Source organism: Ruegeria sp. EL01, assembly GCF_900313035.1.
In the GTDB taxonomy this organism is placed as follows: Bacteria; Pseudomonadota; Alphaproteobacteria; order Rhodobacterales; family Rhodobacteraceae; genus Ruegeria.
In genome coordinates this window covers 142747-154971 of the sequence record NZ_OMPS01000003.1, presented here as the reverse complement: position 1 = coordinate 154971, position 12225 = coordinate 142747, and the positions used below count along the sequence as shown (strand labels likewise).

At 56.0% G+C, this 12225-nt stretch carries 11 protein-coding genes; 2 read left to right on the top strand and 9 right to left on the bottom strand.

Going from position 1 to position 12225, the window contains the following annotated elements; translation table 11 throughout:
* Positions 1 to 22: 22 nt before the first annotated feature.
* Entirely contained in the window at positions 23 to 292 is a 270-nt protein-coding gene (locus D9K61_RS02340) for a hypothetical protein (protein WP_120631645.1), read from the bottom strand.
* A gap of 40 nt (positions 293 to 332) precedes the next feature.
* The gene (locus tag D9K61_RS02335; protein ID WP_120631644.1) at positions 333 to 908 is read right to left on the bottom strand and encodes a helix-turn-helix domain-containing protein; all 576 of its coding nucleotides are present in this window, start codon (positions 906 to 908) and stop codon (positions 333 to 335) included.
* Between the two features lie 105 nt (positions 909 to 1013).
* Here D9K61_RS02335 and ilvD point away from each other — a divergent pair, with 105 nt between their 5' ends.
* A complete protein-coding gene (gene ilvD / locus D9K61_RS02330; RefSeq protein ID WP_120631643.1) occupies positions 1014 to 2846 on the top strand; it encodes a dihydroxy-acid dehydratase in 1833 nt (610 codons plus the stop codon).
* Between the two features lie 124 nt (positions 2847 to 2970).
* Here ilvD and D9K61_RS02325 read toward each other — a convergent pair whose 3' ends face one another.
* Positions 2971 to 3789 carry a sulfotransferase family protein gene (locus D9K61_RS02325; RefSeq protein ID WP_120631801.1) on the bottom strand — a complete coding sequence of 273 codons (819 nt, stop codon included), beginning with the start codon at positions 3787 to 3789 and terminating at the stop codon, positions 2971 to 2973.
* A 142-nt stretch (positions 3790 to 3931) separates the two neighbouring features.
* Here D9K61_RS02325 and D9K61_RS02320 point away from each other — a divergent pair, with 142 nt between their 5' ends.
* Entirely contained in the window at positions 3932 to 5509 is a 1578-nt protein-coding gene (locus tag D9K61_RS02320) for a DUF5928 domain-containing protein (RefSeq protein WP_120631642.1), read from the top strand.
* Positions 5510 to 5554: 45 nt separating this feature from the next.
* On the opposite strand, the gene D9K61_RS02315 is transcribed toward D9K61_RS02320, so the two are convergent.
* The 6 genes from D9K61_RS02315 to D9K61_RS02290 form a co-directional block, all read right to left on the bottom strand.
* The gene (locus D9K61_RS02315) at positions 5555 to 7066 is read right to left on the bottom strand and encodes an aldehyde dehydrogenase family protein (RefSeq protein WP_371688444.1); all 1512 of its coding nucleotides are present in this window, start codon (positions 7064 to 7066) and stop codon (positions 5555 to 5557) included.
* 3 nt (positions 7067 to 7069) lie between these two features.
* Complete coding sequence (locus tag D9K61_RS02310; RefSeq protein ID WP_120631641.1) at positions 7070 to 8176, bottom strand: saccharopine dehydrogenase family protein; 1107 nt, start codon at positions 8174 to 8176, stop codon at positions 7070 to 7072.
* 243 nt (positions 8177 to 8419) lie between these two features.
* Complete coding sequence (locus D9K61_RS02305; protein ID WP_120631640.1) at positions 8420 to 9415, bottom strand: ABC transporter ATP-binding protein; 996 nt, start codon at positions 9413 to 9415, stop codon at positions 8420 to 8422.
* 1 nt (position 9416) lies between these two features.
* A complete protein-coding gene (locus D9K61_RS02300) occupies positions 9417 to 10445 on the bottom strand; it encodes a Gfo/Idh/MocA family protein (protein ID WP_174235072.1) in 1029 nt (342 codons plus the stop codon).
* A complete protein-coding gene (locus D9K61_RS02295) occupies positions 10442 to 11281 on the bottom strand; it encodes a carbohydrate ABC transporter permease (protein WP_120631798.1) in 840 nt (279 codons plus the stop codon). Before D9K61_RS02295 ends, D9K61_RS02300 begins: the two co-directional genes overlap by 4 nt.
* A 10-nt stretch (positions 11282 to 11291) precedes the next feature.
* Entirely contained in the window at positions 11292 to 12206 is a 915-nt protein-coding gene (locus D9K61_RS02290; RefSeq protein WP_120631639.1) for a carbohydrate ABC transporter permease, read from the bottom strand.
* Between the last annotated feature and the right edge of the window lie 19 nt (positions 12207 to 12225).

Here is a 12225-nt window from a genome sequence, read left to right as displayed (position 1 = left end):
CTGGATGGAACTGTTAACGTTCTCATTCGGCGCGGCGTGGCCTGAAATGCTGAATAATCCCGATAAAGCTAATTGCGATCCAGAAACTCTCGATCAGCATCGAAGCTAGGTTGAAGTTCTGCAGAAGGGAATAGACGATCAGAATGGACCCCATCAGGTTAACAACCGGAAAGGCCAGATCATCGGAGTTCATCATACGCATCTGAGTTGCGAAATAGGCCCCGACCACAACCAACGCACCAAACGACCCGATGGCATCTGCCCAGGTCAGCGTGTCAAAAAAAGCAGCCATCCGTAGCCCTCATTATCAATTCAGCAATTGGGAATTTGGTTCAGGTCACCGGCTCTTGGGCAGCCGTTTGCCCGTAGTGATGCATATTCAGGAACATCGCGCCTGTTTGCCCGGCGCGGTACCCGTGTGCGACATCGGCCGAGAATCGCAAACCTTGCCCCGCCTGCAACGGGACCCATTCATCATCGCGCAAAACGTCGAGGGCGCCATCAAGGACAAAAACCTCTTCGGTCACTCCGGCAGCATGGGCCGGCGATTCGTGGCATTGGTTCGGGGTCAAGGCGACGTGAAAGGTCTCGGCCCCCAGAACCGGATCAAAGGGAAAGACGATTTTGACCTCGATACTGCCCGGAAAAGTCACCGTTCGAAACACACCCGCATCTGAGGAATCACGCAAAACAGACGTTCCAATCAGCGCAGAGAGAGGCAGCTGAAACCCTTTGGCGATCTTCCACAAAGTGGCAATTGTCGGGCTTGATTCGCCACGTTCGATCTGACCCAGCATCGCCTTGCTGACCCCTGTCAAATCTGAAGCTTTCGACAGACTCAACCCCGAGGCTGCCCGAACATCCCTCAATTTTAGCGTGATTTCGCCTGTTTCAGCCGATGTTTCCATGCCAGTGCCCTGCGAATTTCCTTGTACGTTATAACGCACATATGGTACGTGCGCTATAACATACGCACCCAAATACCGTAGGTAGGGCAAAAGGGAAACAGCATCATGCCATTGTACCGATCCAGAACCTCCACCCATGGCCGCAACATGGCCGGTGCCCGTGGCTTGTGGCGCGCCACTGGTATGGGCGATGACGATTTCGGCAAACCGATCATCGCCATCGTCAACTCGTTCACCCAGTTCGTACCGGGCCATGTCCACCTGAAGGATCTGGGCCAGATGGTCGCGCGCGAGGTTGAGGCCGCGGGCGGTGTCGCCAAAGAGTTCAACACCATCGCGGTGGATGACGGCATCGCCATGGGCCATGACGGCATGCTGTATTCTCTGCCTTCGCGCGAGGTAATCGCGGATAGCGTCGAATATATGGTCAACGCGCATTGTGCTGACGCGATGGTCTGCATTTCGAACTGCGACAAGATCACCCCGGGCATGTTGATGGCCGCGATGCGCCTGAACATTCCGGCGATCTTTGTTTCGGGCGGCCCGATGGAAGCTGGCAAGATCGACATCGCCGATCTGGATGCGAAAAAGATCGATCTGGTCGACGCGATGGTGGCCGCCGCTGACGACAGATTCACCGACGAGCAGGTCCAGCATATCGAGGAAAACGCCTGTCCTACCTGCGGATCATGCTCGGGCATGTTCACCGCGAACTCAATGAATTGTCTGGCCGAAGCGCTGGGTCTGGCCCTGCCGGGCAACGGCTCGACTCTGGCGACCCATGCGGACCGTAAAGAGCTGTTCCTGGAAGCCGGGCGCAGAATTGTCGAAATCACTAAGCGCCACTATGATTTGGATGAGAAAGGCTTCTTGCCGCGCGAGATCGCCACATTCGAAGCGTTTGAGAACGCCATGAGTCTGGATATCGCCATGGGTGGATCGACCAATACGGTCCTGCACCTGCTGGCCATCGCCTATGAAGGCAATGTCGATTTCACCATGACTGACATGGACCGGCTCAGCCGAAAGGTGCCATGTCTGTGTAAGGTCGCGCCCAATACCGAGAACGTGCATATGGAAGATGTCCACCGTGCGGGCGGCATATTCTCGATCCTAGGAGAACTGAGCCGTGCCGGATTGTTTCACGATGATTGCAGCACGGTCCACTCGCCCACGATGGCCGAGGCCATCGCCAATTGGGATATCAAAATCGCCAACAACCCAAGGGCCCAGGATCTGTTCAAAGCTGCACCGGGCGGCGTCCGCACCACACAGGCGTTCAGCCAGTCCAACCGGTACAAAGAACTTGACACAGACCGCGAAGGCGGGGTGATCCGCTCTAAGGAGCATGCGTTTAGTCAGGATGGCGGCCTTGCTGTCCTGTTCGGCAACATCGCCCGCGATGGGTGCATCGTGAAAACGGCTGGTGTCGACGAGAACATTCTGAAGTTCACCGGCTCGGCCTATGTGTGCGAAAGCCAGGATCAGGCTGTCAGCGATATTCTGACGGGTAAGGTGAAAGAGGGGGATGTTGTCGTCATCCGCTACGAGGGTCCGCGCGGCGGACCAGGGATGCAGGAGATGTTGTATCCGACCTCGTACCTGAAATCCAAAGGCCTCGGCAAAGCCTGTGCCCTGTTGACCGATGGCCGTTTTTCGGGCGGCACGTCGGGCTTGTCGATCGGTCATGTTTCCCCCGAAGCCGCCGAAGGTGGCGAGATTGGACTGGTGCAAACCGGCGACAGGATCGAAATCGATATCCCCAACCGCACGATCCATCTTGCGGTATCTGATGAAGACCTTGCGGCGCGGCGCAAATCTCAGGACGAAAAAGGTTGGGTTCCTGCGGCACCGCGAAAGCGCAAGGTCTCTACTGCGCTCAAAGCCTATGCCAAGCTGACGACCAGCGCGGCAAAAGGTGCCGTTCGAGAGCTTTGAACAGTCCGACCCGCTGTCACAGCGGGTCGGTTCCTGAAGTATTCAAACCCAAACGCTCCCGGGCCCAACCAGAGGAGATGGCTCGCAAGAGACATTGACGATGGGCGGGAGAGTTCGCCTGCGATCAGTCGCCCAATTTGGCGTGAACCTCGTCCAGATCAATCTCGCCAATTGGCATTTTGTTGGAGGGGTCATGAAAATCGTATTTGAACAGCTCGAAATCCTGTTTGTAGATCTCATAGACCAGATGCATCGACAGGTCGTCGAAATAATCTTCGACAGCATGCGCTCGCTTGGGCCCGTGCCCTTCAGATTCGTTGAAGCGAGGAATATCTGACAAGGCTATCGCATGCTGAGTGTCGGTTTTGTCCAAAACACCTTGCATGCCGTCATTGAATTTCTCGGTCCAGAAGATTCTATCATACTGCCCACCATTCACGATGAAGGTCGAGACGTGGCCCGACATGGCAGACCAATGAATGTCCGGATCCATGGGCCTGCGCCACCGGATCGTGTCGCGCGCAAACAGCAAAAATCGGCGGAAACTGGCGATCTGGTCGAATTCACCTTTGCCATCGTCGCCACCAACTTCGATCCCGTAGTTGTAAATCAGCGTCGGCACCAGATTGCCCCGGTATCTTTTACCGTTGCGCTGGATGCCACAGATCTTGTCGAAAAATGAACTCAGGATTCGCGTGTAAGGATTGCGCACGCAAGTGAAGGAAAACGATGCGTGATTGCGCACGTTTGTGGAAATCAAGCCCTGACTCTGATCAAACGCCCATTTGTGCATACCGCCTTTGGCATCATGAATGTCGCCGTCAAAAAACTGACCATGATCCGAAAAATACATGATCTGACCAATGGTCGAGCAAGCACATTTCGGCACCACACGGTAAACCATGCTCTCGCTCTCGGTCATCCAGGTACCGGGAAAACCCATCTGCTGCGCCTCCTTACTGGCCGGGTCTAAATTGGACGTGCCAGCATTTGAGACCAAAGAACCAAAAATAATCTGTTTATTCAATCGTTCATCCTCAGTATCACGGTTGGAAACGGGCAGAAACGGAAATTGCGTAAACGTCATGGCAAAGATTGCCTATATTTTGCTGTGCCACAAAGACCCCGATGCGATCATAGCGCAGGCGGAGCAGCTAACTGCGGTCGGGGATTGCATGGCGATTCACTTCGACGCCCGCGCCAATGCCGCGGATTATGATCGCATCCGCAGTGCGCTGAAGGACAATCCGAACGTCACCTTCGCCCTCAAGCGCATTAAATGTGGCTGGGGGGAATGGTCGCTGGTTCAAGCCACGCTAAACGCCCTGCAGGCCGCAGTTGACGCTTTTCCCCGCGCCACGCATTTCTACATGCTTTCCGGTGATTGCATGGCAATCAAGACAGCTGAGTACGCGCATCAGTTCCTTGACCAGAACGACATGGACTTCATCGAAAGCCATGACTTCTTCGAGAGCAATTGGATCAAGACCGGTATGAAGGAAGACCGCCTGATCTATCGGCATTATTTTAACGAACGCACACAAGGCGGCCGGTTCTACGCGTCTTTCGAGATGCAGAAACGGTTCAGTCTGACCCGGGACATCCCCAAAGACATTCAGATGATGATCGGCAGCCAATGGTGGTGCCTGCGCCGCAGAACCATCGAGATGATTCTGGATTTTCTGAACCAGCGCCGCGATGTGATCCGGTTTTTCTCGACCACCTGGATCCCGGATGAGACGTTTTTTCAAACACTCGTTCGCCACCTGATCCCCAAAGGTGAAATCGAAAACCGCACACCCACCTTCCTGATGTTCTCGGACTACGGAATGCCTGTCACGTTCTACAATGACCACTACGACATGCTGTTGGGGCAGGACTACTTGTTCGCCCGCAAGATCAGCCCCGAGGCGCATGAGCTGAAGGACCGACTAGGGGTGCTATACGCCAGCGAGGGTGTTGATTTTCCAATTTCGAACGAGGGCCGCAATCTGCATGCGTTCCTGACAGGACGGGGGCGTGTTGGTCGCAGGTTTGGCCAGCGGTTCTGGGAGACTGAAAACACACTGGGACCAGAGCGTGAGTTGTTTCTGGTTGTCTGCAAGAAGTGGCATGTTGCCAAACGGCTGGTGGATCAGATTGCGTCTGAAACGGATATTCCGTGTGTCGAATATCTGTTCAACGAACAAGATACCCCGCTGCCGGATCTTGGCGGGATCGAGACGACATTGACGAAACGGTCCAGACACAGGCGGTCTGTCGTTCGCATGTTGTTCGAAGGGTTTGCGACGGACCGGCTGGTTTTATGCCTGGATCCCGCTAATCTGGACATCATCCGCGATTTTTGCAGTGACAAAGCCAAAACGCGAGTGCTGGAGATCGAATGCGAATACTCGGACGAGTATTTGATCGGCCACGCGCGGCGCGTCGGATTGGCCGGTGAAAACAGCCCGTCAGAAACCGTATCGCGCCTGTTGCCCACACTCCGCAATGATCTGGCGTATGAATCTGAACAGATCCGCAACGCCGAGTTTGACGGCTATCTGCGCATTCGCGAAACAGCGGGTCGCGCTGAAAACGAAGCGATCATCAGCAAGTTTTTGGGGATAGCGCCCGAAAAAGCCCAGGCTGTGATGCGGCTGGACTATCTGTTTTCCGATTGACCGCGAGACTTCCGGCGGCGTGAGGTCACGCCGCCCGAAGTTTCTTCAGATATCGAATTTGACACCCTGCGCCAGTGGCAATTCGGCCGAGTAATTCACCGTGTTTGTCTGACGACGCATATAGGCCTTCCACGCATCCGATCCGCTTTCGCGCCCACCGCCGGTTTCTTTCTCGCCGCCAAACGCGCCACCAATTTCAGCGCCCGAGGGACCGATATTGACGTTGGCGATACCGCAATCCGAACCAGCGGCCGTCAGGAATTGCTCGGCCTCGCGCATGTTCAGGGTAAAGACACAAGACGACAGACCCTGAGGCACGTCATTTTGAATTTCCAAGGCCTCATCAAAATCGTCATAGCCCATGACATACAGGATCGGGGCAAACGTCTCGGTCTTCACAGTGGCGGATTGTCCGGGCATTTCGACAATAGCCGGTTCCATGTAAACGCCAGCAGGTACACCTTCGGTCACACGATTGCCGCCGAACACTGACCCGCCCTCGGATTCGGCGGATTTCAGGGCTGCGGTCATTGCAGCACCCGACGCCTCATCCACCAGCGGTCCGACCAATGTGCCTTCTGCCAGCGGATCACCGATCGGCAAACCGGCATAGGCCTTTTTCAGGCGCGCGACCAACTCGTCTTTGATCGAGTTGTGAGCAATCAGCCGGCGCAATGTGGTACAACGCTGTCCTGCGGTGCCAACGGCGGAAAACACAATGGCGCGCACAGCCATTTCCAGATCGGCAGACGGGCCGACGATCATCGCGTTGTTGCCACCCAGTTCCAGAATGCACTTGCCAAACCGCTGCGCCACGATTGGGGCAACCGCACGGCCCATACGGGTGGAGCCGGTGGCGGAAATGACCGGCACGTCCTCGCTGGCAACCAGCGCCTCGCCCAGCGCAGCGCCGCCAATCAGCGTTTGCAACAGACCTTCTGGCGCATCACCAAACCGGACCAAAGCACGCTCAAAAATCTTCTGACAGGCCATCGCGGTCAGCGGTGTTTTCTCGGACGGCTTCCAGATCACCGGATCACCGCACACCAAAGCCAAAGCTGCGTTCCAGGACCAGACCGCAACCGGGAAGTTGAAGGCCGAGATCACACCTACGGGTCCCGTAGGATGCCAGGTCTCCATCATCCGGTGGCCAGGGCGTTCCGAGGCGATGGTCAAACCGCAAAGCTGGCGCGACAGGCCGACGGCGAAGTCGCAGATATCAATCATCTCCTGCACTTCACCCAGCCCTTCGGAGGTGATCTTACCCGCCTCCCAACTGACCAACGCACCCAGATCGTCTTTGGCTGCACGTAATTCTTCGCCCAGCAGCCGGATAAGTTCACCCCGGCGCGGGGCTGGAACAATGCGCCACGCCTTGAAGGCCGCCTTGGAGCAGGCAAATACCGCGTCCATGTCGCTGATCGGTGTTTCATGTACTTCGGCCAGCAAGTCGCCGTCGATGGGCGAGGTCACCCGCAATGTGCCGCCGGTCAGTTCCGCTGCGGTCATGTCCAGTTTTGCAAAGATAGTTTCTGCAGTCATTACAACGTCTTTCATGTCTCAAGCTGCCTTGTTTTGTTGGGTCACATCGCCAGCGCGGTACAGCTGGCCAAACTCGGTGTTCAGGAAATCGGAAAGCTTGACCTGTTCTTGCCGAACAAAGCCGCTGGCCGGTAATGCGCCGGTGCGCATCAGATCAACCACGCCCAGCACCCCCGCGGCGGTGGTGACCTGGATAGCGCTCCAAACTTGTCCGTTGATCGTGCGGGCAAAGGACTTGTTGATTAGAGATTTCTCTCGCAGCTCGCCGTCGATCTGGCCTTTGGCGGTGCAATAGACCAACACAACGTCCTGATCGGTGCGTGGCAGGGCAGATTCGAAAATCTCTTTCAACAGGTCGCGACGGTTTTCGAGGCCAAGATCCTTGAGCAGCAGCTTCAAGATATCACAATGCCCTGGGTACCGGATCGAGCGATAGGATACGGCGCGTGCCTGCCCGTCCAACGTTTCAGGCAAGGTGCCCAGACCGCCTGAGGTATTGAAACACTCGTATTCTACGCCGTCATGGCCCAGAACTTCGTAATCCTCCAGCGGTGCTGTTTTGACCAGCTTAGCATTCACGATGGCATCGCAAGGATTGCAGTATTCATTGATCAGCCCGTCGGTTGACCAGGTCAGATTGTATTTCAATGCGTTGGTCGGATAGAGAGGCAGCGCCCCCACACGCATATGCAGGCTGTCGATTTCATCGAATTCCGCCGCAAGCGACGCGCCAGAAATCCCCACAAAGCCCGGCGCCAACCCGCACTGCGGCATAAACGCCGTTTCACTGTCATCGGCAAGGGCACGGACGGCGTTGGTGGCGGCCACATCCTCGGTCAGGTCAAAGTAATGCGCGCCCGCGTCTTTGGCCGCCTTGGCGATTGTTGGTGTTAGAAAAAAGGGCGCAGCAGAAATCACCGCATCAAATCCGGTCAGACCTTGCGCCAGCCCATCCGCATCCTTGGCGTCGATCTGTTTCGTGGCGACGCCCAATTTGGCGATCTCGCCCAGCGCTTTCAGATCATGATCCGCGACTGTGACGCTGTAGTTTGGTGAGCCTCTCAGCAAAGTGGCAATCATCTGCCCGATTTTGCCAGCCCCAACGACACATACATTCCACGACATTGCGTGCCTCCTTTTCCTGTTTTTTGAAAGAATGAAGCAGCAAGCGTCCGTTTCAGAGGGCCAATCTTGACGAAATCAACTGTTGATTCGTCTAAATGACGGATATATTGACAAATTGACTGCGCCTGTTATTCGAGCAAGCCCCAAAAGACAATTGGTTCAGGCATCACGAAATGCCTTGAGTGTATCGGACCTGATCCACCCAAGGCTTTCTATTGTTCTCGATCTAACGCAGGGCTTGGCTTAAAGCCTTTTCCCGTCCTCGCCAAAGGACAGCACTTTGGCCTGATCAAAGCTGATACCAACTTCCGCTCCGGGCAAGACGTCGTGCTGGCCAAAGGCACGAACCGTAAAGGGCTTGTCAGTGCCAATATTGATCATTGCATTTGTATCCGCGCCCAGCTTTTCAACATGGATCACAGTGCCGTTTATCTGCCCGGTCTGACCAAGCTGAGCGTATTCCGGGCGAATGCCAACAAACGTCCCTTTGTTGCCACCAATCATATCCGCAGGCACAAAGTTCATCGCGGGCGATCCGATGAATTCGGCGACAAAGCGATTGGCCGGGTCGTTGTATAGTTCCATCGGGCTGCCGATCTGCTCAACTTGGCCATCGCGCAAAACAACGATCTTATCGGCAAGCGTCATTGCTTCGGTCTGATCGTGGGTCACGTAAATCATGCTGGCGTCAAGCTGACGGTGAAGATTGGCAATCTCGACCCGTGTATTCAGGCGCAGCGCCGCGTCGAGGTTGGACAGCGGCTCGTCAAACAGGAACAGTTTGGGATTGCGCACAATTGCGCGCCCAATGGCGACCCGTTGACGCTGTCCGCCGGACAGCTCGGCCGGGCGACGGTCCAGATAGGGTTCCAGCGACAGCATCCGGCTGGCCTCAGCGATCCGCCGCTCGATCTCATCCTTGGGATGACCCGCCTGTTTCAGGCCCAGCACCATGTTGCCCCGCACGGTCAGATGCGGATAGAGCGCGTAGGATTGGAACACCATGGCGATCCCGCGCTTGGCGGGTGGCACGTCATTGACCTGCTGGCCGTCGATTTCAACCGTGCCGGACGAGGCGTCTTCCAGCCCGGCAATCACCCTAAGAAGGGTTGATTTACCGCACCCCGACGGGCCGACAAACACGACGAATTCGTTTTCCTCAACGGTCAGATCGATGTTCTTCAGAACGTCCACCTGTCCAAAGGACTTGCACACATTGCTCAGCGTCAGGGCGGTCACGTCATGTCTCCTTCAGGTCGACCGGCTGGCCGGTTCGTATACTTTCGTCAGCGGCAAGGCAGATGCGCAGCGATTGCACTGCGTCGCTCATATGGCGAGTCAGGTCGATGTCTTGGGCAATCGCCTGCAGCATGTAGGCCTGCTCGGCGTCGCACAGCTGTTGATGACCCGGTTCGCCGTCCATTTCGATCAGGGTGTCTCCGTCAGGTCGATGGACCAGAATGCCCCCAACCTTGGTGTGGCCGTCCACATCATCCGAGTCACCCTTGTTGCCTTCGGTGATCGACACGGCACCGTTGGGTGAGACGATGTCTTTCACGAAGAACGCCGTTTCAGACATCATCGGGCCCCATCCGGCCTCGTACCAACCGACCGAGCCATCTTCGAACACCACCTGGAACTGGCCGTAATTGTACATATCCGGCGCAATTTCGTCAGACAGGCGCAGACCCATTCCGTTCACACGTATGGGCAGCGCATCTGTGATCTGGCACATCACATCGACATAGTGGACGCCACAATCGACGATGGGGGAAGTGGTCTGCATCAGCGCCTTATGAGTTTCCCATGTCGGGCCAGTCGATTGCTGGTTCAGGTTCAGGCGAAAGACATATGGCCCGCCCAGATCGCGCGCCTCGGAAATCAACCGCATCCAGGACGGGTGGTGGCGCAGGATGTACCCAACGACCAGCTTACGATTGGTCTCAACTGCTTTGGCCACAACACGACGAGCATCCTCAACCGTCGTTGCCAGCGGCTTTTCGACGAACACATGCGCGCCGGCTTCCATCGCCGCGCAGGCATAATCAGCATGGCTGTCCGAATAGGTCGCAATCACAGCTAGGTCCGGTTTGGTCTCGGCCAGTGCGATGTGGAAATCGGTGTAGACTGGATAGCCCCGCAGGTCGGCGTGACTGACCTCACCTGATCGGTTCACCACGCCAACAATTTCCGCGTCGGAATGGTGGTGATGCGCCAGCGCGTGGCTAAGGCCCATATTGCCCAGACCCGCGATCAGAACCCGGATCATTTGACCGCCCCTGAGGTGATGCCGCGGATCAGTTGCCGCGAGAATATCACGTACAGAACCATGACCGGCAGGATCGCCATGCTCAGCGCAGACAGAACCGCGTTCCAGTCCGTGACGAACTGTCCGATGAAGACCTGGCTGCCCAGTGTCAGCGTCTTGGTTTCTTCTGCCGGGGCCAGGATCAGCGGGAACCATAAGTCGTTCCAGATCGGGATCATGTTGAACACCGCCACAGTTGCCATGGCCGGACGGACCAGCGGCAGAACCAGCCGGAAGAAGATGGTGTATTCGCTCAGCCCGTCAATGCGGCCTGCGTTTTTCAGATCGTCACTGACCTGGCGCATGAACTCGGACAGGATGAATACGGCCAGCGGCAAACCTTGCGCGGTGTAAACAAGGATCAACGCCATCAGCGAGTTCACAAGCCCCGTTGCCACCATCATATCAAGGATCGCAACCGTGCCGATACGGATCGGAATCATGATGCCCAGCGCCAGATAGAGACCCATCAAAGTATTGCCCTTGAACCGATATTCGCTAAGCGCAAAAGCCGCCATCGCCCCAAACAACAGGATGAAGAACAGCGATGCCACCGTCACGATCATCGAGTTCTGGAAGTACAGGAAGAAGTCCCCCTGTTTCATCACCGTCTGGTAACCGATCATCGAAAACGTGTCGGCGTCAGGCAAAGCCAGCGGCTCGCGAAAGATCGCCTTACGGGATTTGAAGCTGTTGATCACGATCACAAAGACCGGGAACAGCGCGATCAATGTGTACAGGATCAGCGCGCCGTGCATGGCGGCAATATTGAACGGATTTCTGCGGGCTTTGTTCATGATCATTCCCTCAGAACTGATACCGGCGAATGCGGGTCTGGATCAGGAACAGATACATGCAGACCCCTGCCAGGATGATGAAGAACATACCGGTTGCGATGGCCGACCCCATATGCGGATCCCCCAATTGCAGCTGGAACCCGAAGAAGGTGCGGTACATGAAGGTGCCAAGGATATCGGTCGAGAAATCCGGCCCCGCCAGCGCGCCCTGTGCGGCATAGATCAGGTCAAACGCGTTGAAATTGCCAACAAACGTCAGGATCGAAATGATGCCGATCGATGGCAGGATCAGCGGCAGTTTGATTTTCCAGAACGCGGCCAGACCGGTGATACCTTCAACCTCGGCTGCCTCCAGAATTTCTTCGGGAATCGACAGAAGCGCGGCATAGATCAGCATCATCGGGATACCGATGAATTGCCAAACCGAGACCAACGCCAGCGTGGTCAGCGCGTATTCTTCCTTGCCCAACCAGGGCGCATAAAGGGATTTCAACCCGATCGCGGACAACATGTCCGGCGCAATACCCCAGATTGGAGACAGGATCAGTTTCCAGGCAAAGCCAACGATCACAAATGACAGGATTGTCGGGATAAAGATGGCGGATCGGTAGAAGGCCGCAAATCGCAAACGCGGGTGGGACAGCATGGCAGCCAAAACGATCCCGATTGGATTTTGAACCAGCATATGGATGAAGAAGAACCAGAAATTGTTCCCCAAGGCATTCCAGAACGCATCAGACCACAGCGGGTCCCCAAACAAGGTGCGGAAGTTGTCCAACCCGACAAACACGCGGGTCTGATCGACCTCGGTATACAGCGCCAGGCGCAATGTATTGAAAAGCGGAAAGACCATAACGGCCGAGTAGACGAGCACTGCGGGCGCAAGAAAAACCACGATGTGCCATTTGATACGGCTGCTGCCCATAACGTGCCTCTACGGTTCG

Bases quoted from the DNA above. Each gene is read 5' to 3' on its own strand.
- D9K61_RS02340 (WP_120631645.1), bottom strand. From the start codon at position 292: ATGGCTGCTTTTTTTGACACGCTGACCTGGGCAGATGCCATCGGGTCG.
- D9K61_RS02335 (WP_120631644.1), bottom strand. From the start codon at position 908: ATGGAAACATCGGCTGAAACAGGCGAAATCACGCTAAAATTGAGGGAT.
- ilvD (WP_120631643.1), top strand. From the start codon at position 1,014: ATGCCATTGTACCGATCCAGAACCTCCACCCATGGCCGCAACATGGCC.
- D9K61_RS02325 (WP_120631801.1), bottom strand. From the start codon at position 3,789: ATGGGTTTTCCCGGTACCTGGATGACCGAGAGCGAGAGCATGGTTTAC.
- D9K61_RS02320 (WP_120631642.1), top strand. From the start codon at position 3,932: ATGGCAAAGATTGCCTATATTTTGCTGTGCCACAAAGACCCCGATGCG.
- D9K61_RS02315 (WP_371688444.1), bottom strand. From the start codon at position 7,066: ATGAAAGACGTTGTAATGACTGCAGAAACTATCTTTGCAAAACTGGAC.
- D9K61_RS02310 (WP_120631641.1), bottom strand. From the start codon at position 8,176: ATGTCGTGGAATGTATGTGTCGTTGGGGCTGGCAAAATCGGGCAGATG.
- D9K61_RS02300 (WP_174235072.1), bottom strand. From the start codon at position 10,445: ATGATCCGGGTTCTGATCGCGGGTCTGGGCAATATGGGCCTTAGCCAC.
- D9K61_RS02295 (WP_120631798.1), bottom strand. From the start codon at position 11,281: ATGAACAAAGCCCGCAGAAATCCGTTCAATATTGCCGCCATGCACGGC.
- D9K61_RS02290 (WP_120631639.1), bottom strand. From the start codon at position 12,206: ATGGGCAGCAGCCGTATCAAATGGCACATCGTGGTTTTTCTTGCGCCC.